Consider the following 26,760-nt stretch of genomic DNA (forward strand, 5'->3'; position numbering starts at 1 on the left):
CCCTTTTAAAAGAGTTTTTAAAGAAATAGGCACGGTGGTCATACGAATGAGTTTGGGTTTGTTCATCATTATTTATCAAAAAAGAGTTTTTGCAATCTGTCGAAAAGGAATTACCTGAATACCATTGCTCCGATTTTCTGCGGTATCTCCGCCATAAACTACATAACCGCCTTTCGAATTTGTTATTTTATTCCAAAAAAGCAAACCCTTAAAGTAATCAGAAGTAACTGTTTGTCCTGATTTTATTTCTATCGGTATTAATTCGTTGTTTTTTTCTACCAATAAATCTACTTCATTACCTACATTATCTCTCCAAAAATAGATGTTAGGATTTTTACCATTATTCAGTCGTTGTTTTAAAAACTCCAATACGATTAGGTTTTCAAAATAAGCTCCTCGAAACGGATGTAACTGAACTTGTAAAGGTTCTTCTACTCCCATTAACGCTAAGGCCAATCCCACATCATAGAAATATAATTTAGGCATTTTGACGATTCGCTTATTGTAATTTTGATGATAGGGTTGCAATCTGAAAATCACAAAGCTCATTTCCAAAACACTTAACCAAGACCCAATAGTTTTCACATCTACGCCTGTTTCTACAGCCAGACTACTCATATTGAGCAATTGTCCGACACGTCCTGCACATAGACGCAAGAATTTCTCAAAAACCTGTAAATTTCCAATGTTTTTAATCAGGCGGACATCTCTTTCCACATACGTACGTATGTAATTGGCATACCATTTATCAGCCGGAATGTTTTGCTGATAGATAGCAGGATAACCACCTCGAAGTATCAGTTCATTAGTATCTGTTAGCAAGTTACCTATTTCTGAAATAGATAAAGGCAATAACTGTAAATATCCAATCCTTCCTGCCAAACTTTGCGAAATGTTTTCCTGCAACAAAAAGTTGTTGGAACCAGTAAGTACAAACAAACCCATTTCGTTACTATTATCTAAAATTTCTTGTAAGTACGAGAATAATTGTGGAACACGTTGTATCTCATCCAAAATTGCTCCTTGTGGATAACCACTTAAAAAACCTCTCGGATCTTCAGATGCAAAAAGCCTAGTATCAGGATTTTCTAAATTGACATAGGGTTTTGACGGAAAAGCATGACGAACCAAAGTAGTTTTGCCAGACTGTCGTGGACCCACTACAGCTATGGCTTTAAAAACTAAAGCTAACTCGTCTAATTCTTGCTTTGCTTGTCTTGCAATCATAATGCAAACTTACAATTTTGGAATTGAACTCCAAAATTGTAAACATTTATTTAAAGATATATTTCAAAACCATTCGCAGACATAAACCGAAGCTGGCAACGCAATAAAGTACGAAGGGATATCTGTACCATGGTGATGCGGATGAGTTTGGGTTTCATAGGTTTCAAAGATACTATTAGAAATGAATCAGCTAGCTAGCTTGGATTCGTTTTTCGACAAATTATAGTTCAAGAGAAGAAAAATTGCAAGAAAAACAAATGGAAAAACAAGGGATTTCGTTCGAACAATTAAACCATAATTGGCGTATCCCAATCCAAAAACGGTTCCATAAACCAAAAGAAATACTAGTATACCCACAAAAACTTGATGCTGAATCATAGCTTTATAATTTCGCGAAGCTAAATAGATGCAAAATCCGAAAAGAAGTAAGGAAATGAAATTCTCAATCGATAGAACTGTATAGAGAAAACCCGATTTTTCAAATGGAAGAGGTCGAAAGTAAAAGCTAAACAATTTGATCGGATAGGGATATTCCTCTAATGGCACATAAGCAGAAGTAGATTTTAGTTTTTCGTTGTGAGCAGCATAAAGATTGAGCACTTTTTGAAACAAACCTTCTTTCGCTTGGGTTATTTTACCCAATAAATAATAAGAAACACCAGCCAAACCTATTAAGATCGTTGCTAGTTTCGCTTTCCATTGCCAAGTATTCTTCGACAAGAAAAGATAAACAATCCCAAAGGATCCTATCAACAATAAGCCCAAATGAGGTCTCACCCAAATGATGGCAAATAAACTCAAAAACAAGACCCAAGAAGTATACTGCTTTTGGTACATCTTCTCCAGAAAAAACACAAAGAATGGAAATAAAAAGGCCTCCTTCCCAATCAAAGAAGTCCAAAAATGAACATTGGGCAATAAGGATATTAGGATGAGCGGAAAGAATGTCAACCAACGATTTGGCAAAGCATTCATCGCCAATTTCCATAATCGCCAAAACCCGATACTACTCCAAGCGCTAAACAGAAAGCAGCCTACCAAAGGTGATAGTTTCAAAAATTTCACCAACGGATAGCTAATCATGTAAATGGCAGAAGTTCCGGGTTGAAGAAATTCTCCCCAACTCAAATTCTCCATTTTAACTCCCGTAAACCAATACTTCACCGCATCTCCATTGTTTTGATTCACATACTCATAGGCAAACCATGCAAATACCAAATGGTAGAGAATAAGGAAATAGGGGAAAGATTTTAAAAACCTAGAGAGATTCATGAATAGCAATTGTTTTCTTTTGATTGTCAATTTACATAAGTATAGATTTGTTCACTCCCATTCTCATCCTGAACATTTCTAAGGGTTGATTTTCTTTTGTATTCGCGATTGATATTCATACGAAAACACCCAAAGAATAAAGATTAACATTCCTGGCAAAAACATATTGCGCATACGGATCATGATCCCTACATTTCCCAAAGATTGAGAAAAAGCAAGAGTACCCACGATTAAAAAAATGACCAAACCTTTGATCACAAAGGGTGCTGCTTTAAAAGCTTTTAACGGCTTTCTTGCCATGGCCATAATGAACAAGCTTACCAAAGCTAAATTTTCAATAGAGGCAACCAAACCATTCAAATTTCTCACATCAAAAAACAAAGGTCGAAACCAAAAGGTTAACACTTTCAGAGGAAAGGGATAAGAAGAAATATCAATGGCCGAGCCAGTATGTGACCTACTCAAAACATCTGCTTTCTTAGTAGCAAACTCTTCAAAACCTGCAGCAGATGCCTCTTCAATTTTTGCAAATTCCATCACAGAAGGTAAAATGGCAATGCCTCCACCAATCAATACTATGGAAAATAAGATTCTCTGAAAACCTGAAACTTTCCCTCCAAATACGTAAGCAATCCCAAATCCCACAAATAAAAACAAAACTATATGGGGTCGAATGGCCATCGCAATCGCCAAACCAATCAGAATCAATGGAATTCGCTTCAAAGGTTTCATCACACCATAAGCAAATAGGGCAATACACAAAAACAAGGTAGTGTCTTTCCCAACTCCAGCGCTCCAAAAATGCAAATTCGGCAAGAAAAAAATTAATGGGAATAATGCATACCCATTGATGAGTTTCGTATAAGGAATGGTTTTAACCGCAATCATATAAAACAAAGTCATGCCCATAAACCCAAACAAAGAATACAAAAGTGTATTGGATAGATAGGACATATTCAATAGATTGGAAAATACATAGTTGAATGCGTACATAAACATCGTTCCTTCTCCATTGAACAAACCTTCTTGAAAAGTTTTAAATGTATATTCTTTTGGAATTCTCCAATACCCAATGGCATCTCCTTGGATGAAAAAACAATAGTAGACGCCTAAAAGCATATGAAAAATGAATAAATACCGTAGTGCCTGAAAGTTTTTGGATGTTAAATCCCTTTTAAAAAGATTAACAAATCCAAGTCCCAAAAGGATAATGATGGGTATATACACTAAGTCCAAAACCATGAAAGCAAATGTAGAGATTTGAAACGATATAAACCCAAAACCTTATCTCACTTAAAAATTTCCCTCTTTTTAAGAGGGGTGCCCAAAGGGCGGGGTGTTAGTTCCCCTCTTTCTAAGAGGGGTGCCCAAAGGGCGGGGTGTTAGCTAAATCCTGACATCAATTAGTCAGAACACGAATCTCCAAATTCATTTTTTATAAAGTCTTTCAACTCATTTAAAACATTTCCCAAATCATGCCGTACCCTTAAATCCGATATTCTGTAAATGATTAATCCCAAATTTTTCATGAATTCATCCCTTTTCAGGTCATATTCCAATTTCGAATTATGGCTCGTGCCGTCAATTTCAACTACCAGACCCAGAGATTTCACATAAAAATCCACAATATAGTTTCCAATTATCCTTTGGCGGTCAAAATCTATCTTGTAAAAAAGACCATTCTTCACATGCAACCAAAAAATGACTTCCGACAAAACACCTGCTTTTCGCAAAGATTTGGCACGATTTCGCAAATTTATATTTGCTGGTAAGGGATTGATCTCTCTTCGATAAACAAAAACACCGTCTATTACTGTTAAAATAGCTGGATGAGGCATGGTATTATGTTTTTGAATAGTATCAAATATACAAAACTAACTCCCCTATTTTACTGAGTGAGATCTAATAATTTCTCTTCCCATTCCCCTCTTTCTAAGAGGGGTGCCCGAAGGGAGGGGTGTTAATTCCCCTCTTTTTAAGAGGGGTGCCCGAAGGGCGGGGTGTTAATTCCCCTCTTTTTAAGAGGGGTGCCCAAAGGGCGGGGTGTTAAAAACACTTTTATACTACGCCATTTTAATTAAACACTACTCCGAAGGGCGGGGTGTTAATTCCCCTCTTTTTAAGAGGGGTGCCCGAAGGGCGGGGTGTTAAAAACACTTTTATACTACGCCATTTTAATTAAGCACTACTCCAAAAGGCGGGGTGTTCATTTCACTTTTTTAGAAGGGAATGTTTTTCTCTATTACCACGCCCGAGGAGGGGTACTACCACCCCGGCCTACGGCCATGGGGTAATCCCACCCCGGCCTACGGCCACCCCTCCGGAGGAGGGGTAAACCCACCCCGGCCTGCGGCCACCCCTCCGGAGGAGGGGAATTACAGGGTGCGTTTCATGCCCAACAGATTGCACCATCGCTCAGCCGTCACCTGAATACAATATTTTTCTTCTACCAATTTTCTTGCATTCATCCCCAGAAGTTTTCTTTCTTCCCTATTGTTTTTCAATTCAAAAATCCGGTTGATCCATTCCTCATCTGAACTGACCAAAAATCCCGTTTCATTTTGGATCGTAACTTCTCGATTCATTCCCACATCCGAAGCGATACCCGGAATGCCACAGGCAGCATACTGAATGAGTTTATAGGCACATTTTCCTCTTTCCCAGAGCGAATCTTCTAAAGGCATAATCCCGATGTCCATTTTCAGAATTCCTTCCACTTCGGTTTTTTCAGTCCAAGGAATATAGCGTATATGGTTGCCCAAATCCATATCTTCCGTGATGCCGATGATATGAAACTCAATATCCGGATCTTTTTCCTGAATTTCTTTTATCCACTTTTTACAGGGAAGCAGATGTTTCTCAAAAGTCGTTTTTGTTCCAATCCAACCAACCACAAAATTTTCATTTTCGGAAATTGAATCCCTTTTTACGGTATAACGGTCTAAATCAATTACTGTCGGGATGATTTCTACTTTTCCGGCTCCTGATTTTACTGCATAATCCGCAAGATATTGATTCCCGGCAACTGTAACCCTGCTGTATTTCATTACTTTGCCGATTTTATTTCCTAAAAACTTCCGAATAAGCGGATTTCTACTTTGATCATAATTATGAAAAATAGCATCATCATAATCCGCAATATATTTTACACACAAAATCTGTAGAATCTTTTCTGCAAAAGCAGGCAGATAAGGAAAAATCTCTTTTTCGATCACTACTATATCATAACGGAAAACTGTAAACAAAACAAAAAATCTCCTGATATAGGATTTGAGAACAGAAAAAATATTTTTCTTTCCAGCATACAAATCCCTCAAATAAGCATCATCAAAAAACGGCTTGGCAACCGGCTGAATCCCCGCCTTTTCCAAATACGGAAAATACTGAAAGCTGCGCATTCTGCTGCTTCCTGCCATCCGGGTGTATTTGGTGAGATAGAGGACTTTCATTGACTTCAAAAACGTTTTTCTTTGTGCAAAAATGCAAAAACAAATTGGATTGAATTTAAAAAGGGAATTGAATTTCCTCCCCCGCCCCTAAGCGAATTTCCTCCCCCAGCCCTAAAGGGTGGGAAATTCTAATACGTAGAAAAGTTTTTTGGCTCCCTTTAGGGTTGGGGAAAAACAAAAACATTTTTTGGCTCCCTTTAGGGATGGGGAAAACAAAAAACTTTTGGCTCCCTTTAGGGCTGGGGGAAAAACAAAAAACATATTACTGCATTTGGGAATGGGAAAACAAATTTCCACCCCCGGCCTTAAGCGAATTTCCTTCCCCGGCCCTAAAGGGTGGGAAATTCTAAAACGTAGAAAAACTTTTTGGCTCCCTTTACGGATGGGGAAAAACAAAAAACATATTACTGCATTTGGGAATGGGAAAACAAATTTCCGTACCACGCCCCCAAACGAATTTACTTCCCCGACCCTAAAGGGTGGGAAATTCTAATACATAGAAAAGTTTTTTGGCTCCCTTTAGGGCTGGGGAAAAACAAAAAACTTTTGGCTCCCTTTAGGGATGGGGAAACAAAATGTAATTCAATGTAATGTGTGCAAATAACAGTAAATACTAAAGGCAGAATTTCCGTACCACGCCCCCAAACGAATTTCCTCCCCCGACCCTAAAGGGTGGGAAATTCTAATACATAGAAAAGTTTTTTGGCTCCCTTTAGGGCTGGGGGAAAAACAAAAAACTTTTGGCTCCCTTTATGGCTGGGGAAAAACAAAAAACTTTTGGCTCCCTTTAGGGCGGGGGAAACAAAATGTTTATCGAAAAACCTAAATATTTCTCCAAACCTTTATATACGACTGTGCGGCTGCTTCTAACGAAAAATAGTCCAATGCTTTTTGGCGAATGATTTTTCGGTCTGCATAGGTCGCATTTTGTATGAACTCCTTTATTTCCGGTAATTTATCCTTTAGACTTTCAGCATGATCCCACACAAAACATTCTTCGAAATACTGAAGAATCTCTTCCGAATCCCCAATGCCCTTACTCGCAATAACAGGAATTCCGCACAATAAATATTCTCCCAACTTAATCGGAGCCACTCCCTGCATACTATAAGTCGGTTGGCGCAATCCAAAGGCTATATCACCGGCATTTAGCCAATAAGGAACCTCATCGGAAGGGACTTTCTTTACCTCGATACGCTCCCTCAAATCTTCCGGGATATGTTTTACGGCAAATTCAGGATTTCCGGTCAATATCAGAAACTTTGCCCTCTCAGAAATCCTGAAAATTTCCAGCATTTCATCCATGCAATATTGAGGACCCAGTGATCCGGCATAAACAAACAACAACTCATCATCCACACCCAATTCTTTTCTCGCTGCCCTACGCCATTCTTCATTGAACTTGAACTTTTCCGCATCCCGGCCATTGAAAACCACTGAAAATTTCGGACGATGCTGTTCACCGATGGTTTGAACATGGATATCCAACGCTTTCCCGGAACGGGTGATGACCGCATCGGCCTTTTTCAGCATTCGGGTTTCTGCAGATTTCAGGAATTTGTACAAAAATGAGTTTCTTTTCAGACCGGCGAAATCCACTCGTTCTTCGATGGGTAAGCCATCGGCATCGAAAATAATTTTTCCCTCAAATGATTTTTTGATTTTATTGACCATAAAAGCAGGAAACGTGCTTCGTGGCATGATGATGTCAATCTTATTTTCCCTGATGTATTTTTCAATTTTTTGGGAAGATGTAAAAAGGGTCAAAAAACTCCCGATGCTCGCCACAGGTTTTTTATAAACAGGAAAAGCCGTATAGCGTATGTCTAATTTTTCAGCAGCTTTCTTTACTTCTTCTATTTTTTTCTGATCTGCCCAGGTAAACTGTAGGACATGAAAGTTGACCTCTCCTGATTTTGCTATTTCATGAAAGATAGGCATAAACAATCCTTCCATATAGGAAGTCTGCGGACCGTCCCAGGTGATGAAGAGGAGGTTTTTCATGTATTCATTTTTACAGATTCAGCAACCAATCGATCGCGTTTATTTGTTTCACACCGTTATGTGTTCCGGTTTCATAATCCATTGTGATCAGTATTTTTTCATTGTGGTTATGTATTTTATCAAAGGGTGCTAATTCCCGGGCCAAGGTTGATGGATTTTGCACGGTTTGCGAAACCTGGATGTACTGTGTATATCCCTCCTGGTTTCGTGCTACAAAATCAACTTCCAATCTGTCTGTTTTTCCTATCCAAACTTGATGGTTTCTGCGTTTCAGTTCAAGAAAAATTACATTTTCGAGCAGATGTCCCGTATCGGAAATTTGTTCTTTTCCGAGCAAAGCATTGCGAAAACCCAAATCAACCATATAGTATTTTTCTTGTGTAGCCAAATGCTGCTTTCCTTTGATATCGTACCGATTTACTTTGTAAAACAAATAGGCTTCTACAAGTGTATTGATATATTTTGATGTTGTTTTATGGTCGATTTTTTTCTTGTTTGCAGTTAGTATTTTTGAGATGTTTCTCGCAGAAATAGCCGAACCTACAGAGTCAATCAGAAAATGAACTACTTCCTGATAAGATTCTTCTGCATAAATCCTATATCGTTTGGAGATATCGTTTTCATAAATATTTTTGAAAACAGTTTGCAAATATTCATTGGCAAAATTATTTCCCTTGGCGGAAAGTAATACCGCCTCCGGAAAACCTCCTGTTTGCACATATTCTGCAAAAGCTCTGTCAGGATTTGTCTTTTTTTCTGTAAATTCTAAATAATCGGCAAAAGAAAAAGGCAATACATTGATTTCAAAAGCTCTTCCTGTGAGCAAAGTAGCCAATTCACTTGACAATAAAAATGCATTGGAACCTGTCACATACAAATCAATCTTTGGATGAACGTACAAACCTTCCAAAAGTTTTTCAAATTCAGGTAGGTTTTGCACTTCATCTATAAAAACATAGTTGGTTTGATTTTTTTTGATGTTTTCTAGGATATAATCGTAAATTTTCTTCCAGTTTTGTTCGCCAAGAAATCTAAATTCCGGCATATCCAAATTGATTGCCAATACAGAAACATCAGGGTTTTCGTTTCGTAATACATCCTGAAACTGCTTCATCAATGTGGATTTCCCACAACGACGAACGCCCGTAGCGACTTTGATTAGATTTTGATCTTTCAAAACCGAAAGAGTGTTTAGATAATTATGGCGAACAATTTCTTTCATTACACAAAATTACGCAAAATTCCCCAAACTTGTAAATTTTGAGGTGTTTGGGGAATTTTTGGATGCGTTTACTTCTCTGGCGAAAGGGTGTTTTTTTGGCATTCTACCCATTGTAAATATCAATGAGTTCTTCTAATATGTTTTTCGAGAGTGAAATTCTCCACTATCGTTTTATGTCCTTTTTCGCCAATTTCTTTTAACCTTGTCAAAGTTCTAAACCTTGACAAGGTTGAGCTCCGTCCCAGGTGATGAAGAGGAGGTTTTTCATTGTTTTATTTGTTTTTAATTTCCCATTAAAAAAGTTCTTAAATCGGTTAGTTTTACGCCTTCAAAAGTGTTTCCTGAAAACTTGTCCATCGTAATGAGTAGTTTCGGATAATTGTCTTTTATTTTCAATAAATTTCCGAATTCTCTTTCGATGTTTTTTTCTTCGTTGAGTGTCAAAGCGACCTGAATGTATGTTTTTTCACCGTTTTTTTCGGCGATAAAATCAATTTCGCTGTCGGCAATAATCCCCACTTGTACTTTATAATTTTCCGTAAGCAAATGGTTGTAAACTACATTTTCGAGAATTTTCCCTCGATCTTCCGGACGGAATCCCCACAATGCATTCCGAATGCCGAGGTTTTCAAAATAATATTTTTCGCCTATTTCAAACAACCGTTTCCCTACAATATCATAACGGTTTACCCGATGAATCAAAAAGGCATTGGTAAGATGCTGAATGTAGGTTTGAACTTGGTTTGGAGCCATATTTATTTTTTGGGATTTCAAGAAATCGCTGATTTTTTTTGCAGAAAAAAGACTTCCGGTATTGGATGCAAGAAATAGAACAAGTTGTTCCAAAAATGCTGTATTCCTTACCGAAAATCGGTTGATGACATCTCTGAACAAAATCGTAGAATACACATTTTCAAGGTATTCAAACACAATCGCTTCTTTCAAAGGAAGATGGATGAGGTAGGGCAATCCACCGAATTTCAGATATTTTTCCAGCACATCATCGGAATCCTCCAACTGATGAAAATCCAGAAATTCGGTATAAGACAAACTATAAACAGGAATTTCAATGTATCTGCCGCTCAAATGTCCGGCAATATCCGAGGAAAGAAGATTCGCATTGCTTCCGGTGCAATACAAATCTAAATTTTTGTCGAGCAAAAGGGAGCGAAGTGCTACTTCAAAATTTTCTATATCTTGAATTTCGTCAATGAAAACATAGGTTTTTTGTTCTGCGGATTTATTCTGTAAAACATACCCGTTCAAATCATCGGCATTGCGAATATGTGCAAAAGCCAAATCTTCTTTGTTGATATAAATGATTTTAGCTTCGGAATCCTTTTTTTTAATTTCTTCTATAATCTGGAAAAGCAAATAACTTTTCCCGACACGTCGCTGTCCTGTAAAAACCTTGATGAGGTTTTTCCCGATAAACGGCTCAATGCGTTTCAGATACTTAGGACGAGGAATTGCGGAATGCATTTTTGGTGACTTAAAAATTATAATTGTATTTTAATTATTCAGTAAATATATAAATATTATAGTTACAATTAAAACTTTTACAATTATTCTTAAAGTTATCGTTTTGATTTTAATTTTAAAAATAATGCCTGAAGTAAAATGGGAAGCTTAGAAAGATAATTGGATTTTTTTCGATTATACATCTTAAACTTTACATATATCCGGGTTTTGCGAACGGATTGTAAATCTGCTCAATCGGAGTCTGCGAACGGATTGCAAATCCGCTCGATCGGGCGTCCCAAGTGATGAAGAGGAGGTTATGCTTTTTCATTATATTCTTCTTTACTGGCGGAACTTCTTACTGTAGAATATTTATGCTTGATTTTCAAAAAATACTTTTCTAAAGTATGATAAGAAATATGCGCTATTAGAATATTCAACAATATTACTATAAAAAAAATCCCAAAATATGAAACAAAATTATTGGGTAATCTTGTGATATAGTGAGCAACTGAATACAATAGAAAAATCACCAATGGATTATATACATAGATTCCAAAAGATATTTTCCCCAAATAATCAAAAATTTTATTTTCTAAACTAAAAATGGGTTTAGGACTTGAAATTTGATTAATAATTAAAAAAACAATGAAAATTGCTATAATTTCATGGTCTATAATTGAAAAGATATGAAATTTATTAAATGCCACCATTAACAAAAAAGCCCAAATGAGGGTTTGAAAAATCGGATGATTAATATAATCTACAATCTTATACTTTTTCCAGAAAACATAGGCACCCAAAGCACCTATCGCTAAACAACCAAATCTTGAGTAATGCAAAATAAATTGAATAGGTTCAGGAAACTCTAAATATTTGGCAATTATTTTAATCCCTAAAAACAAAACAGGAAAAATTAATAAGAACTCAAATAACCATTTTAGTTTTTTAATAATCCATGGCCAAAAGGAGTAAAATTGTTCTTCAACGCCTAACGACCAATAATGTCCAATTAATGACATCGCAGTTGCGGTTGGAAGGCCCCATGGCAGAGCATTATAATTTGCAAAACCGTTTGCAATATTAGGTAAAATCAAAAGATACATAAAAAAGGTTTTACCTAATGCGGAATAGCCTACTATAGCCAGAATTACCAAAAGATAAAAATAATACAAGGGCCAAATCCTAAAAATTCTTCGTAAGTAAAATTTCTTAATTTGGATAGTCCCAAAAGTTTCAAATTCTTTTAATAATAAATAGGTAATTAGAAATCCGCTTAGTGCAAAAAACATCGTCACTCCATACCCTGCCAAGTCCCAATTTGGAAGTGATGATAAGCCGAAATGAGGCAAACGATTGTTGGTGTGTGAGACAACTACCGCCATTGCAGCAATTGCACGAATCCCATTTAAACCCGGCAAATAAATTTTATTTCCGGTCATTACAGAAGTTCTTCCCATTTCTTAATTATTTCTATATCAGAAAATCGAAATCTATTGTTCCACGACCTCTTTGAAAGTTCTTTTCTTTTTTCTTCATCCTTCATTAATGCAGCCAATTCTTCTGCAAACTTTTCAATATCATTATGCTCTACCAAAATACCATCATCCGAAATAATATGTCGCGGACCATTTGGAGAATCATATGATATCGCCGGTAAAGCTGCTGATTTACACTCAATTAAAACCATAGGAAAGCATTCAGTATCTGAACACAATATAAATATAGAGGATTCGCGTAAAAGATTTTGCAATTCATTAGTCGCGGGAAAAAAATTAATTCTTTTTAATTTAAGGTTTGAAATCTCATCGTTGTACATTTGAAGCAATCTTTTGTCTCCATTTCCATACACTTCTAAATTCCATTCCGGAAATTCTTTATAGAGTTGCTCCCAAATTTTGAGAAGATGTCCATATTGCTTATCAGGATGAACTCTACCAGCAGCTATGATTCTTTTTTTTCGATCCGAAAAATACGGAAAATCAGAATCTGTAATTTCTATAAAATTCGGAATTACTGTAGTATTATCTAATTCATAATAATGTTTTTCATCCTCATTTAATAACACTACTTTATAATACCGTCTCAGGAAAAACCATTTATATCTCCAAGATTTAGAAACAGACAAGGCTCCCGAACTATGAATTTCCAAGACTTTTTTAGTTTTTGGGCTAATCAAAGGTAAAATAAGAGAAGGAATTCCGGTTAAAGTGGTTATCACTATGTCCGGTTTCTCGGTTTTAAAAATTCTTTTTAATTCTTTTCTGAACTTCAATATTTCTTTCCATTTATGTTTATTTATTCCGGGAAGATTTAAATCAATAAATTTAAAGGAATGTTTTGGAGGATAAACAATGGGAGCATCACCTTGAGAAATGGTTACTACCACTACTTCAGCATCATAATAATTTTGCCAAGCATCTATCTTAAGGCTTAACATTTTTTGAATACCTCCATGCATACTGAATTGGTTGACGAGATACAGGATTTTATTTTTTGGCTTCATACCTTGTTTCATAAAGTTTTTCGAGGTTTTCAACATATTTTTTCTTTGTGAATACCTCCTTTACTGATTTATAACCATTAATTCCAATTTCTTCTAATGAAGTAGGATCCATCTCCATCACTTCTTTCAATTTGGCAGAAAGCTCTTCAAGGTTGTTGGGGTTAAATAACCAACCTGTTTTTTCATGTTCTACAAATTCGGGAATGCCTCCTACATTTGAACACAATACGGGAACCCTCATTAACATCGCTTCAACAGCAGCAATTCCAAAACCCTCTGAGAAAGAAGGCAGTACAAATAAATCTGCAGATTGGAGATATTCATGAGGATCAGTTGCAAATCCCACAAACTGCACATTCTTTTCTATTTTCAACTCACGTGCTAAATTTTCTAGATTTTTCCTTTCTCTCCCATCCCCCACCAAAGTAAGAATAGCATTCGTCTGAAATATCCGGGAAAAAGCCTTTATCAATGCTTCGACATTTTTTACCTTCTCTAGTCGTCCGACATATACAATGTTAAATTGGTCTGTTATTCTGTGTTTTATAAAGTCTGGACTTTCAGCAGGATTATAAATCACAACCCCCTTTTCTTCAGGGATTTCCTTTATTTTTACCAAATGATTTTTGACAGCCGCGGAAACACAAATCACTTGCTGGGCTGCTTTATAGATTTGCCTGAAAATAAATTGGGCGTTTTTGGAATGGTTGGGAATCCCGATTTCTTCACCGATTATATATTTCACACCTGCTAATTTTGCAGCTAGAATCCCGTGAAAATTAGCTTCTGCTGCTGCTGTATGCACCACATCGGGTTTTACTTTTTTAATCAATTGATAAACCGCCCAAATATTAGAAAGATTACGTATAGAAAAATTGCGGTTTAAAATATGAACTTCAAATCCTCTTTCTCTTAAAATTTTCTCCGCATTACCACCATAACCAATTGCACCGAAAACATATTGATGATTCAGTAAATTTTTACTTTCAGTAAAACTAATGTATTTTCTCTCCTGTCCTCCAAAATCAAGCAGGGTAGTTAAACGAAGTATTTTCATAAAGTTTTATAAATTTGCTCATACTTCATAGCAACAATATTTTTATCATGATATTTTTCTGCAAAACTTCTAGACCTTATTGAAATATCATTTAAATAATTTTCATCCTCTAAAAATCTCTCAATTTTATCAACTATAATTTCTTCTGAAGGAGTGATGTTTATTATAGGACATTCCTGATAATGTATATTATCATTTTTCACAATATCTTCCAAACCTGACAACACCACTTTACCTTTAGACAATCCATACGCTGCACTCATTCCGTAAGAATAGGAATAGCATTGATCAACAATTATATCAACATCATTCGTAAAATGATCATATTCTTTGTGATTCATATTTCCTTTGACAATGAATTCTACGTTTGGAAATTTTTTTTCTAAAATTGAAAATGCTTTTTGGATTATTAACGTTCCTTTAAAATCATATTTTAAATTATTTCTATTTAAGGGATGAAATACTCTTAATTTTCGATTATTCCTTTTTGTTGGAACATACTTATCTGTATTTATAGGAAATGGAATAATATCTTCAGTCTTCAATCCTGCCATATTCATTGCATATTTATATTCCCAACATACTGGTATAATTCGATTATAAGAATTATTTAATTTTTGTTTAAACTGTTCAAATTGTTTAAATCTTTCATGGTCATTCCATCTATCAAAATGAACATGAGGGGGAAAATAATCTAAATTTCTAACGTAATTTAAATATACAGGATCACTACCAGCTGCTATATAAATTTTTTTCTTATTCTTAGTAAGAATATCATCAATTAAATTATCCAAATAGGATACATATGGTGATGGAGAAATTGACTGAATAATATCGAAATCTAAAATTTTCTTAATGGTTTTGAATTGATGATACACTCTATTAAATGCACCAATAATATTGGGATTTGAATTTCCTAGAAAAATATCTGTATCATAATTTTTAAACCCATCACCTAAAGTTGCTATATCAGCATCAATGCCTATTTCTCTTAATCCATTGCGAAGTTCAGTATGTACGCCACTCATTTCTTGTAATAATAAAACTTTCATTTAATTTCAATTATTGTCAATAAAATAATAATGCTTTATCAATTAAACAACCATTTAGTCCTTTTTGGTTATTTAAATTTTTTATTAAATAAATCCCTTAACCCTAACTTTTTATTAAGATTATACAATGAATATGAGGCCGTTAAAATGAACATTATAATACCAAAAGTATAGAGAAAAACATCATGGAGAGAAATTGATATTAAAAATGCTGTAAAACAAAGTATTAGATACAATATAAAAGTTTTATAAAATTTAGGTTGAAATTTAAAGCCATATTTATAGCTACAAAACATGGAAATATGGATTAAATGAATTGCGTATCCAATTAAGAAACTCACACCAACTCCTTCTAATCCATTGAAATAATATCCTAAGCAATTTAAACCAAATAAATAAATTGACGCTATCAATTCGTTCCAGAAAAAAGATCTTGAATCACCTTGTGATAAGATTTGGTATCCAATGGCCCAACTAACTGACTTAAATAAAATACCTAACATTGCATATTTAACCATTGTCCCAATAGATAAAAATTGGCTTGTGTACAATAACGTTATAATTAAGGAGCTGAAAATTAAAAAAGCTATCACCAGTGGGGCTAGTAAGTAAATTGCAATATCGGCTTGTTGATTTATCAAGTTTGATTGCTCTGATTTATTTAATTTCATAGAAGATAGTCTTGGGAAATAATCTGTTGCCATAGCGGCAAAGACCAACCCTACATAGGTATTAACGATAGTAAATCCAGCATTAAATAAGCCTACTTCAGAAATGTCACCAAAATGACTAATAAAAATTCTAAATAAATAGGAAAATGCAATTGTGAAAAAACTACTTAAACTTAACATCAAACCAAGAAACAACATAGGTCGACCTTTTTTTAAAGCTATATTCCAACCAATTTTCAACCTTGAAATTTTTATTTTTTTTGAAAAATACCTTTGGATAGCCCAACTAGAAATTGAAGTAATTATTATTGAAGGTACAATACCTTTAACACCCAAATTGTAAAACAAAAAAATTGAAGCAATTAAACCAATTGTGGATGCTACCACACTTGCCTTTGCTAACAAAGAAAGTTTACGCAACCCCTGCATAATCACCATATAACCAGAAGCTAACTGAGATATCAACAACGTAATTGATAGTGCACAAAAAGCCCATGTATAGGAATAATCACCAAATGCTACTTTACTTAATATTGGAGAGAATATTAATGTAACAATAACACCTAAAAACCCAGTTAGCCAAACTAATTTACGAAACACTCCAAGAGTTTCAGAAATTTTATCTCTATCGTCTTTAGAATTTGCTTCTGCAATATCTCGAACTGCACTAGTTCCTAAGCCAAAATTTGTTGCTGATGTCACTAAAGAAATTGAGGATAGAAACAAACTCATAATACCCATACCAGCAGGGCCTAAAAGTACAGCGACAACCTTAGATCTAATTAACTGAATTACAATATTAAAAACCTGAACTCCTCCAAAAATAGAGGTAGCCTTTAATATCTGTCTATATGAAGACTGAGAATTATTCACAACGATTTAATAATTTTAGAAGGAACACCGCCAATAATTACATTATCAGGAAATATTCCACTAACTACTGCACCTGCGGCCACAATTGTATTTTTACCAATTTTGGTGTTTTTTAATATGGTAACATTGTTTCCAATCCACACATTTTCTTCAATAATTATAGTTCCGATTTCACCTAATTTATTTCTTTCATCAGGGTGAACCCCATGAGCCTCAAAATCCATAATACATACTCCTTGGCCAATTAAAGTTCTATTTCCAATTTTTATATTCCCCGCGGAGCAAATAAATATATTATTGTTCGTCTTAACATCATTCCCAATTTCGATTAATGATTGAGGCGTTCTTGCTTGTAATTCTATGCTACCACCATAATGAAAACCTCCTGGTTTAAACCCGAAACAACACCCCTCTCCTATTTTAATAGTACCATTTCCTGTAAAAAAGGTCTTTTGTTGAAAAGAAGCAGATGAAGTAAATTGAACATTTGCTTTTGAAATCAAATTAGTTACTTTATAATATTTCAAATAATAAATAAAATGAACAAGGGGCACATATAAAGGTCTTAGCAATTTCTTAATCATAGGAATTTACTATTTCAACAACTTCATTTACCTCCTTATCCTCTAAAACAGGACTAATTGGTAAACTCAAAACTTCTTCATGGATTCTTTCAGTGATAGGATAAGATAATTGATTCCATTCCTTGTAAGCCTCCTGTTTATGTGGCGGAATTGGATAATGGATCAAAGTTTGCACACCCTTATCGGTTAAATAAGCTTGTAACTTTTCTCTTTCTTGGGTTCGAATGACAAATAAATGCCAAACATGTTCATGAGGATCATTGGGTAATTCTGGTAAAATGATTTTATCATTTTTAATTTTCGAAATATACATTTCTGCAATTTCTCTTCTTCTTTGATTTTCTTGGTCAATGTATTTTAATTTAACATTCAAAACTGCAGCTTGAATTTCGTCTAATCTTGAATTCAAACCTTGGTAAATATTGACATATTTCTGGTTGGATCCATAATTAGCCAAAGCACGAATAGTTTTTGCTAAATTCTCGTCATTTGTCGTAATGGCTCCTGCATCACCCAAAGCACCCAAATTTTTACCCGGATAAAAACTGAATCCAGCAGCATCACCCAAATTTCCTGTTTTAATCCCTTTCCAATTAGCACCTATAGATTGCGCGTTATCTTCGATTAGTTTTAATTGATAATTATTGGCTAATGTTTTTAGTACTTCTGAAAAAACAACTTGACCATACAAATGAACAATTAAAATTCCTTTTGTTTTGGAGGTGATTTTTTCTTCAATTTTTGAAATGTCTATGTTGTAATTTCCCAAAGAAGGTTCCACCAAAACAGGAACCAATCCATTGTCAGATATTGCTAAAATAGAGGCTATATAGGTATTAGCTGGAACAATGATTTCATCTCCTCTTTGCATGACACCCATTTCTATATAGGCTCTTAAAATCAATCGAAGAGCATCCAAACCATTGGCAACCCCAACTGCATGATTAGATCCAATATACTTGGCTAAATTGCTTTCAAATTCTTTTAAATTTTCACCTAACAAATACCAGCCAGAACGAAAAACCTCTAATAATTTTGCCTCTATTTCCTTTTGGTGCTTTAAATTGATTTTTTGTAAATCAAGAAATTTAATCATTGTATGTAATATTACCTTTTATATCAATTGTTCCTTTTTGTTTTGCTGGATTACCAAACCAAACCGTATTGGCGGGAACATTTTTTGTTATGACACTTCCTGCCCCAATGAGGGCATTTTCGCCAATGGTATTACCAGCGATAATCGTTGAATTTGCACCTATTGATGCTCCCTTTTTTACAATCGTTTTTTCAAATTTTTCAGGATACTGTTTAGACCTAGGAACTAAATCATTGGTGAAAGTAACATTAGGACCAATAAATACATTATCTTCCAAGGTCACACCATCCCAAATTTGAACTCCAGGTTTTATCGTAACATTATCACCAATAGTAACATCATTTTCAATGAATACTTGGCAATTGATATTACAGTTTTCACCAATTGATGCCCCTTTTAAAACTATTGAATATTGCCAGATGGTAGTGCCTTTGCCAATTTTTTCTGATTGCACATCAGCATTTGGATGTATATTAATTTGACTCATTATAATTCAAAAACGTTTCATAATTTCTTATATAATCAGCTTCTGAATAAGGATGAGAAGCCAAAACTAGACAAATCGCGCCCGAAGAAAAATTAACTTCTGATGCCCAAATACCTGGAGGAATGTGCAATCCAATATTTGGTCTATTTAAAAAAATTTGTCTTTTAAATTTCCCATCATCTAATTCCACCTCGAAACTACCGCTTGCAGCCACCAAAAATTGGTGACATTCTTTATGCGCATGCGCTCCCCTGCTCTCTCCGCCTGCAATATCATATAAATAAAAAATACGTTTGACTTCAAAAGGAAAGTTTGAATTATTTTCTAGTACAGTTAAGTTTCCTTCATCAAAACTGATTTTCCCCAAATCAATAACTGCACAATCAAAAACAGATGGTTTAATTCGCATTCTTCATTCTTTTAAATTCCTCAAAATTCCTAATATAATCATTGACGTCATATAACGTGCTGGAAACCACCAAAGCTAAAGAGTTGGTAGAAAAATTCTCCACCCTTCTCCAAAACATTTTAGGTATATATAATCCATAATAAGAACGATTAAGTGAATATTTTATTTCATTTTCACCATCATGTAATACCACATCGAAACTACCCGATAATGCAACAATAAACTCGTCTTGATTTTTGAAAGCATGACTACCCCTTACTTCACCACCCGGAACATCATAAATCCAATAGGTTCTAGCTATTTGAAAAGGCAATTGCTGAGGATATTCAAAAAAGGATAAATTTCCTCTTTTATCTAATATTTTGGGAAGTTCAATTATTTTGGGATTCATATTTTTCATTATAATTCAAATCGAAGAATATATAAATTAAGTTTTCAAAAATACATTATTAATTTAAGTAGTTTTTATAGTTTTAGTTTAAATAAAAGAATCTTCTAATTTTAGACTAAATAACTTCTATTTAAAATATTACAATTTTTTTTTATATATTTGTACACTCTTTACTAAAATTTATAGACTATGTTACAAATTTCACTTCATTAGAATTCATCTATTCGAATTCCATCTCTCATATCCCTCTTTTTTATTATTTATTGTAATTTTTCAATCTCTGCTATGAAAACTTTTTATCTTTTATGTGCATTTTTTATACTGCTTGGCGAGTCATATTCTCAAACTGTATTCCATCAAGACAATTTTGAGCAATTTACCTCTGACGGAAGTTTAGGCACCACTATGATTGGGGGATGGACCGCTGACACTAATGCATACTGTAATAATAATAATTATTGGTATATATATAATAACGCATCAAATGGTATTGAAGGAAGATCATTGATGATTAGTGCAATATATAATACTTGTAGCGTATTATCAGCAAACTATTTTGGTAATGTAGCATCGGATCGTTATGCTTTCACCAATATTGATGCAACAAATTACACTAATTTAAGTTTAGAATTCGATTGGAGATGTAATGGAGAAGTAAATGGTGTGAATAGGAGAGATTATGGTCAGGTTGCATATAGAATAGGAAATTCAGGGCCTTGGACCGCGCTAACTACAGGAGGAACAAACAATGATGGATATTACCATAGTCGATCATCTATTCAAAATACTACAATAAATTTACCAGCAATTTTAAATGGACAAAATTTCCAGTTAGGATTCCGATGGGTCAATAATAATTCAGGTGGTAATATTCCTCCTTTCGTAATTGACAATATTAAAATTTCTGGAAATTCAACGTTACCTTGTGAGGAAATCACTGCTTCTGCTTCTAGAAATGTAGTCTGTGCTGGGGAAAATGTCACATTAAATGCTAATAGCTCAGGAACTGGATTTACCTATAATTGGTATTCAGATTGGGATAATGATTCGGAAACTGGCACATTAATAGGGACAGGTTCAACCTTAACTTTAACAGTAACAGAATCACAAGCGATTAGACTTGTAGGAACAAAATCAGGGTGTTCAAAACATGATTATGTTGTAGTACATGTTAGTGCAACTCCTACAGAAATTAATGTTTCTCCTACATCCATAATAGGCTGTTCTGATGACATAATAGAACTTTCCGTTACTGATGGTGGTATAATACCTGAAATAGCTTTTTACGAAAGTTTTAATATTGGAGAAAGTTCAATTCCTTGGCTGACTTCAGCTCAAGTTAGTGGTGGTAATGCTCAATTTATATTATGGGGTTTATATGCTTCTGGAAATCCTTCAACATGGAGAAGTAATGATAATACTGATTATGTCAAAGTTGACAGCGATCGCTTTACTTTATTATTTGGAGCTCATAACACAGAAAGTAATTTAATCTCTCCACCATTTAGTCTTCAAGATTACTCTGCACCTATAGAATTAAGTTTTTATCATCACTATAGGTATTATAATGGAGATTCTGGTCGTGTCCAAATATCAACAGATTTAGGCGAAACCTGGACTAATTTACAAACATTCAACTCTACAGTTGGTGCTTCCAATAATTTTAGTTTAAATACTATAAATCTTAATGCCTATGCTGGACAACCTAGTGTAATGCTAAGATTTAATTATACTGCAAATAACGACTGGTATTGGGCATTAGATAACATTAAAGTAACAGGCATCCCTGCTGCTACAACTATTACGTGGTCACCAACAACTGACTTATACACAGACAGCTCTGGCACTACCCCTTATTCTGGTGGGCACGCAACAACTGTTTACGCTTCTCCCGATGAAACAACTACTTATACTGTTTCAGCTTCCACAAGCGTGGGATGTCCTTCGACAAATACAATTGTTATTTCAAAAGGCGATAAGACTTGGAGCGGCAATAATACTAACTGGGCGAATGCTGCTAACTGGACTCCTAATGGAGTTCCGACTATCAACCATTGTGTGAAAATACCATCAACTAGTACTCCACCAGTTGTTTTGAATAATAACTCTGCAGAAGCTAAAAAAATTGAAATTGCTAATGGTGGTGGTTTAACAATAAAATCAAATGGGATTTTAACAGTTCGAAATAATATAATTAATAATGGTAATGGAGATAATTTCATCCTAGAATCAGACGCTAATTTATTACAAGAAAACCCATTGGCTGTAAACATTGGAAATATGAGAGCAGAAAGATTTGTTCAAGACATGAACAACATCCTACCTGCCCATATGGACTATGTATATTGGAGTTCTCCTGTTACTGGTCAAGCGATTCACGATGGAACCAATTCCATTTTTTCACCAGGAACTCCAAGAAATCGCAATTATGAGTACCGTGAGTCCAATGATTATTTTTATCCAACGGCTGATCAAACCTTTAAAAAAGGAAAAGGCTATGCCATACGTGCTGAAACCGGAATCAACCCAGAGACAGGACAAAATTTCGTAAACGGATACGATAAAACCTATAAGTTTACAGGAATTCCAAACAATGGAACTATTGTATCAGAAGAAGTTATCAAATTTACTGACGACATCCACGGTCATAATATGATAGGTAACCCATATCCTTCAAATTTAAATTTGGTTGACTTTTTAACAGCAAATAGTTCCAAAATTGAATATGTAGCGCATTTTTGGACCAATAATACAACAACACCTTATCAATCTGGAACAGGTTACACAGGTAATAGCTATGCTACATTTAATGGTTCAGGAGGAGTTGCAGCGAGCGCTGGTCCTTCAGGATACGATATGACAGACATTCCAAATGGCATTGTCAAAGTTGGACAAGGATTCTTGATAAAAGCAAAACCAGCTGGTCACAATCAAAATTTGGTATTTGAAAATAACTCACGCTCTGCAGGTGATGGATTTTTCTTCCAAAAAAATACAGAAGATCGTTTTTGGCTAACTCTGACATCTCCAGATCAAATGAACAATATGATGTTGATTGGATACAATGAAGACGCTACAGATGGCTTTGAAATGATGTTTGACGCACCTTTGGTGACAGAAAGTTCAGATGCAATTTATTCCTTGTTGAATGATCAAAAATTAGCCATCAATGGTTTAGCAGCACCATTTAGTAGAAATGATATTATTCCTATTGGATTTAAAAGTTTCAAAAATGGTGTACATACAATTCAATTATTCAATGCAGAAGGAGTCTTTATAGATCATGATATTTTTATCAAAGATAAATACAGAAAAACCATCCATAATTTAAAACATTCACCATTTGAATTTAAATCAGGTGCAGGAGAGTTTAATGATCGATTTGAGATTGTGTTCAAACGAACGAACATTTCGGCATCATCTTCAACAAAATCAAGCTTGGCTGATAAACCTGGTTCTATAATCATTTCATCGAAAAATAATTCTATATTTGCTTCTGTTGAAAAAGAAAATATTATCCAAATCGATGTTTACGATTTGTTTGGTAAACTACTTTTTCAAAGTAAGAACATAAATTCCAACACCTACTTAACACCTAAACAATTTAAAAATCAAATTGTTTTTGTTAACGTCATAACAGAAACTGGTTTGAGAGAATCTAAAAAAATTATTTTTGATTAATGAGATATTTAGGTATTATTTTGATTGTGTTTAATCTTCAATTTGGCTTTGGGCAATTCTTTGAATCCTCAGAAGAATCTGAAGACGTAGAATATACATTCAACCAAAGTAACGAAGAGGTAATATCTGACCCAGATCAAGGAGTAGATGCAGGTACTGCTGGAGAGCCTATTCCCATCAACCAACATCTTCTCCTTTTACCGCTATTTGCGTTAGGAATCGGAATTTATTATTTCCATAGACGAAATCAAATCAACTATAAAGTGTAAATAAAAATCCCCAGCATTCTGGGGATTTTTTTGCTATTATGAATACTGGGAAATTCTAGACCTGATTTTTATATGAATTCTAGAAAAAATTGTATCACATAAAAATATAAGTGTCTAAAAATGTTGTAATGAAAGAATTTTGTTAATCATTAAGAAGTAAAATTTTTTTAGGATCAACAACTGGTAAAATTATTCCTTGAAGATTTGTATTCAATAACCTTTCAAATATTATTCCTCGAGCAGTTGAGAAACTTAAACCTATTAATGTAGATATAAAAATTCCCGAAAATAATGGTTCTCCATTTTCTTTAAATTGATAAAAGTTGCTTAAATTCTGTATCTGATAATGAAAATCAAATACAAAGTGAGCTTTACCATCAACTAAATTACTGTCCGAATCAAGATCTATAACTAAACCTATTTTAACTCTTTGCTCATCAAGATTATGCATCGTCGAATGTCCAACGTTAAGATTAAATCCTAAGGCTTCTTTTTTTGGTAAATCTTTTATAGAACTTTCTAAAATATCAATTTGGATTAAATTGATTTCTTCAGGTATTATATTTACGTTTTTAGCCATTATGCAGTTGCATTATCGTAAGAAGTTTGTTCATAATTATTAATAGCATCATACATTCCACCACCTTGAATTTTACCAAGATAAACATAATGAATTTCTTTAATAGGCTCAATATTTATTAAATCAACACCTAAAGCAATCTCCATTTTCGTAATACTTTTTAAAGTAAGATTATGAGAACCAGTGAGCCATTTTGAAACTTCAGAAGGAGTTTTCCCCAGCATTTTCGCGAACTCACCTTTTTTAATTCCTTTTTCTTTAAGAATAGCACTTACCTTTTCTGTAATAACAAGATTTCTTGAAACAAAGCGTTCTATTTCAGGATCTCCGTTTTTTTCTAACCAGTTGTTTAATATATTTTCCTTTGGGAATTTCATTTAATAAAAAATTTTCAGATTTTCTTCACAATCTATTTCTGTATAATCATTTATCCACCTAATCTCTTTGTCTTTAAAACTTTCATTTATTGCTTTAGTCAAAAGATTTGCCAATTTGAAATGATCTCTTACATTCGGACAATCTTGAGCCCTCTTTTTTGTTTTAATACCACCATTGAATAAAAATACAACGCTTTCATTTGCTCTTAAACAATAAAGCCTTAAAGTATTTGATTTTTTCTTGCCATTTTCGGTGTAATGAGGATGGCTACTTCCCGGAGGGGGCAATGCAGAAGCATCTGCTGTTTCTGCTTCAGGTCTAAAATGACGTTCTTGTGCACCATAATTTTCTCCTATTTGAGTTAACCAAGCCACAATATGATTAAGCTTATTCTTATTTGTATGTTCATGTTTTGCGATGAATTCTTCAAATATTGAATTATCTTTTCCATTAATACAAATAGAATAATACGCTACTTTTTTGTATTTGGCTATTGGTTTTATTTGTGCAAAGTTATTCACTTATAAGTTAATTTCCAATTTTATTTCACTTTTAAGTTAATTACATCCTCTATAAATGATAAAATTTCATTAAAAGTAAATTTATTAATTACTATAGGCTTTAATAAGGTTGTATTAAAAAGTTATAATTCAATTTTTAACATTTTCAATACTCAATCTTTAATTTTATATTTCTTTATATCGAAATCAAAATCAAACAATTCTTTAGGTTCTATTTCAAAAGCAGACGCCATTTTTAGGATAGTTTCAATAGTTGGATTGCCGTGTGCCTTTTCATATTTACTATAGTTACTAGAATCAAATGACGTATTTTTTGAAAGTTCATCTGCTGAATTAAATTTTTCTTTTCTTACCTTTCTAAGATTTTCAGAAAACTTCTCCATATAAATTCTTAACACATCTTTACTATCCATATTCTCCCTTTAAGAGACAATTTGAAACTTTACAATTAAAATTTCATGGTGATATATTACCATTTATAATTTATTTTATTATATTTGTCTCAATAACATATATTTGCAATTCTTCCAATAGGATTAAAATATTAGAAGCTATTGCTTGGAATCTCGAATCGAAAATCGCCAATTTTCAATTTTGCAACGAGAAGACAAGTAAAGAAGCTCACGACCTAGGCGTGGGCTCACTTTAACAGTCTGTTGCACGGTGTTTGGCGATACCTCTGATTCAGATGATGACGAAAGTGAGTTTCACGCCTTTTCTATGCGTACTTCTCAGCTATCGTTTTAAGCAATCTTCCATTTCCTAGTAGTCTTGCACTTCTATTTCTCATTTGGTTAGGGAAACTAGAATAATTTGTGAAACCATCTCTCTTCCCGGAAGATGATTTATAAGGATTGATAAACTTTAATTGAACGAAAATGTTTAAAAAGAAAGATTTGATTGTTTTTTCATACCTCATGTGTTAATTATTGATTGCCTCTGCCTTGTATGCAAGGAGCCATAAAATCCGGGAAGGGATTTCCAAAGACCTGGCAGAGGCTTTTTAAAAAACTCTAAATAAAATATGATAAAATAAAAAGTAAAAACTAACAAGCCCTCCCAGTCATCCTGAACATGGCCTGTCCGCCGTGGCGTATCGAAGATTTGAGATTAAGGGGAGAACCATAGGTTCGGAATAAAGTCCTTATAGCAACACCGCCCTCCTGAACATTTGGTCACCCTTTAGGGGGAAGGGGCCAAACCAAATGTTGGGTCACCCCGCCATCCTAATCATTTGGTCACCCCCGTCATCCTGACCATTTGGTCACCCTGTCATCCTGAGCTGCAGTGTGCGCCGTGGCGTATCGAAGCAAGGGACCACGATAAGGCTTGTAATTTTTAACAACAAAAAAACTCCCTGCAATACTATTTGACCAGTTGCAGAGAGTCTCGTAATAAATAATATGTATCATTTAAATAGGAATATTCTTATGAAAAATTCAGAATTAAATCTAAAAATTGGCATTTCACATGTTTAATGAAGTTCAACGAAAGCGATTTTAAGCCGTTGAAAGAAATGATGCGAAGTCAAATCCGAAGGATTCATGAATTCCTTTGAAAAACAAATAAA

General features: G+C 34.2%; 24 protein-coding genes. 2 read left to right on the forward strand and 22 right to left on the reverse strand.

Translation table 11 applies throughout. The features are described from left to right. Positions 1-75 precede the first annotated feature (75 nt). The 18 genes from ABID46_RS00360 to ABID46_RS00445 form a co-directional block, all read right to left on the reverse strand. Complete coding sequence (locus ABID46_RS00360; RefSeq protein WP_354505517.1) at positions 76-1,227, reverse strand: ATP-binding protein; 1,152 nt, start codon at positions 1,225-1,227, stop codon at positions 76-78. A 186-nt stretch (positions 1,228-1,413) separates the two neighbouring features. Continuing rightward, positions 1,414-2,499 (reverse strand): hypothetical protein, encoded by a 1,086-nt coding sequence (locus ABID46_RS00365; protein WP_354505520.1) that lies wholly within the window; start codon positions 2,497-2,499, stop codon positions 1,414-1,416. 78 nt (positions 2,500-2,577) lie between these two features. Beyond that, on the reverse strand, positions 2,578-3,618 hold the full coding sequence (locus ABID46_RS00370) for a hypothetical protein (protein ID WP_354505522.1): 1,041 nt from the start codon (positions 3,616-3,618) through the stop codon (positions 2,578-2,580). 284 nt (positions 3,619-3,902) lie between these two features. Next, a complete protein-coding gene (locus tag ABID46_RS00375; RefSeq protein ID WP_354505525.1) occupies positions 3,903-4,337 on the reverse strand; it encodes an endonuclease domain-containing protein in 435 nt (144 codons plus the stop codon). A gap of 537 nt (positions 4,338-4,874) precedes the next feature. Beyond that, on the reverse strand, positions 4,875-5,948 hold the full coding sequence (locus tag ABID46_RS00380) for a glycosyltransferase family 4 protein (protein ID WP_354505528.1): 1,074 nt from the start codon (positions 5,946-5,948) through the stop codon (positions 4,875-4,877). Between the two features lie 822 nt (positions 5,949-6,770). Continuing rightward, positions 6,771-7,952, reverse strand: coding sequence for a glycosyltransferase family protein (locus tag ABID46_RS00385; RefSeq protein WP_354505531.1), 1,182 nt, complete (start codon positions 7,950-7,952; stop codon positions 6,771-6,773). Between the two features lie 10 nt (positions 7,953-7,962). Further along, the gene (locus ABID46_RS00390) at positions 7,963-9,174 is read right to left on the reverse strand and encodes an ATP-binding protein (RefSeq protein WP_354505534.1); all 1,212 of its coding nucleotides are present in this window, start codon (positions 9,172-9,174) and stop codon (positions 7,963-7,965) included. 282 nt (positions 9,175-9,456) lie between these two features. After that, the gene (locus tag ABID46_RS00395) at positions 9,457-10,656 is read right to left on the reverse strand and encodes an ATP-binding protein (RefSeq protein WP_354505537.1); all 1,200 of its coding nucleotides are present in this window, start codon (positions 10,654-10,656) and stop codon (positions 9,457-9,459) included. A 296-nt stretch (positions 10,657-10,952) separates the two neighbouring features. Beyond that, positions 10,953-12,095: an acyltransferase family protein gene (locus ABID46_RS00400; protein ID WP_354505540.1), complete on the reverse strand. Its 1,143-nt coding sequence runs from the start codon at positions 12,093-12,095 to the stop codon at positions 10,953-10,955. Next, positions 12,077-13,153 carry a glycosyltransferase gene (locus tag ABID46_RS00405; RefSeq protein WP_354505542.1) on the reverse strand — a complete coding sequence of 359 codons (1,077 nt, stop codon included), beginning with the start codon at positions 13,151-13,153 and terminating at the stop codon, positions 12,077-12,079. The genes ABID46_RS00400 and ABID46_RS00405 overlap by 19 nt, the downstream gene beginning before the upstream one ends. Further along, complete coding sequence (locus ABID46_RS00410) at positions 13,125-14,198, reverse strand: glycosyltransferase family 4 protein (protein ID WP_354505545.1); 1,074 nt, start codon at positions 14,196-14,198, stop codon at positions 13,125-13,127. Before ABID46_RS00410 ends, ABID46_RS00405 begins: the two co-directional genes overlap by 29 nt. Then, on the reverse strand, positions 14,195-15,250 hold the full coding sequence (locus tag ABID46_RS00415; RefSeq protein ID WP_354505548.1) for a glycosyltransferase family protein: 1,056 nt from the start codon (positions 15,248-15,250) through the stop codon (positions 14,195-14,197). Before ABID46_RS00415 ends, ABID46_RS00410 begins: the two co-directional genes overlap by 4 nt. A gap of 68 nt (positions 15,251-15,318) precedes the next feature. After that, positions 15,319-16,794 carry an oligosaccharide flippase family protein gene (locus ABID46_RS00420; protein ID WP_354505551.1) on the reverse strand — a complete coding sequence of 492 codons (1,476 nt, stop codon included), beginning with the start codon at positions 16,792-16,794 and terminating at the stop codon, positions 15,319-15,321. Beyond that, on the reverse strand, positions 16,791-17,378 hold the full coding sequence (locus ABID46_RS00425; protein WP_354505554.1) for an acyltransferase: 588 nt from the start codon (positions 17,376-17,378) through the stop codon (positions 16,791-16,793). Before ABID46_RS00425 ends, ABID46_RS00420 begins: the two co-directional genes overlap by 4 nt. Beyond that, positions 17,371-18,474, reverse strand: a complete 1,104-nt coding sequence (locus ABID46_RS00430) for a DegT/DnrJ/EryC1/StrS family aminotransferase (RefSeq protein WP_354505557.1) — start codon at positions 18,472-18,474, stop codon at positions 17,371-17,373. The genes ABID46_RS00425 and ABID46_RS00430 overlap by 8 nt, the downstream gene beginning before the upstream one ends. Further along, a complete protein-coding gene (locus ABID46_RS00435) occupies positions 18,467-18,961 on the reverse strand; it encodes an acyltransferase (protein WP_354505560.1) in 495 nt (164 codons plus the stop codon). The genes ABID46_RS00430 and ABID46_RS00435 overlap by 8 nt, the downstream gene beginning before the upstream one ends. Beyond that, positions 18,948-19,370: a sugar 3,4-ketoisomerase gene (locus tag ABID46_RS00440; RefSeq protein ID WP_354505563.1), complete on the reverse strand. Its 423-nt coding sequence runs from the start codon at positions 19,368-19,370 to the stop codon at positions 18,948-18,950. The genes ABID46_RS00435 and ABID46_RS00440 overlap by 14 nt, the downstream gene beginning before the upstream one ends. Further along, positions 19,360-19,761: a sugar 3,4-ketoisomerase gene (locus ABID46_RS00445; protein WP_435529312.1), complete on the reverse strand. Its 402-nt coding sequence runs from the start codon at positions 19,759-19,761 to the stop codon at positions 19,360-19,362. Before ABID46_RS00445 ends, ABID46_RS00440 begins: the two co-directional genes overlap by 11 nt. A 285-nt stretch (positions 19,762-20,046) precedes the next feature. On the opposite strand from ABID46_RS00445, the gene ABID46_RS00450 reads away from it, so the two are divergent. Together ABID46_RS00450 and ABID46_RS00455 are read left to right on the forward strand one after the other, a co-directional pair. Next, positions 20,047-23,442 carry a DUF8693 domain-containing protein gene (locus tag ABID46_RS00450; protein ID WP_354505569.1) on the forward strand — a complete coding sequence of 1,132 codons (3,396 nt, stop codon included), beginning with the start codon at positions 20,047-20,049 and terminating at the stop codon, positions 23,440-23,442. Further along, on the forward strand, positions 23,442-23,711 hold the full coding sequence (locus ABID46_RS00455) for a hypothetical protein (protein WP_354505571.1): 270 nt from the start codon (positions 23,442-23,444) through the stop codon (positions 23,709-23,711). Before ABID46_RS00450 ends, ABID46_RS00455 begins: the two co-directional genes overlap by 1 nt. Before the next feature lie 142 nt (positions 23,712-23,853). On the opposite strand, the gene ABID46_RS00460 is transcribed toward ABID46_RS00455, so the two are convergent. From ABID46_RS00460 to ABID46_RS00475, 4 genes are all read right to left on the reverse strand, one after another. Next, entirely contained in the window at positions 23,854-24,291 is a 438-nt protein-coding gene (locus ABID46_RS00460) for a hypothetical protein (protein ID WP_354505574.1), read from the reverse strand. Further along, positions 24,291-24,668, reverse strand: a complete 378-nt coding sequence (locus ABID46_RS00465) for a helix-turn-helix domain-containing protein (protein ID WP_354505577.1) — start codon at positions 24,666-24,668, stop codon at positions 24,291-24,293. The genes ABID46_RS00460 and ABID46_RS00465 overlap by 1 nt, the downstream gene beginning before the upstream one ends. After that, positions 24,669-25,190 carry a hypothetical protein gene (locus tag ABID46_RS00470; RefSeq protein WP_354505580.1) on the reverse strand — a complete coding sequence of 174 codons (522 nt, stop codon included), beginning with the start codon at positions 25,188-25,190 and terminating at the stop codon, positions 24,669-24,671. 152 nt (positions 25,191-25,342) lie between these two features. Then, positions 25,343-25,603 carry a helix-turn-helix domain-containing protein gene (locus ABID46_RS00475; RefSeq protein ID WP_354505583.1) on the reverse strand — a complete coding sequence of 87 codons (261 nt, stop codon included), beginning with the start codon at positions 25,601-25,603 and terminating at the stop codon, positions 25,343-25,345. Between the last annotated feature and the right edge of the window lie 1,157 nt (positions 25,604-26,760).

The sequence above is a fragment of the Moheibacter stercoris genome (genome assembly GCF_040545805.1).
Taxonomy (GTDB): Bacteria; Bacteroidota; Bacteroidia; order Flavobacteriales; family Weeksellaceae; genus Moheibacter; species Moheibacter stercoris.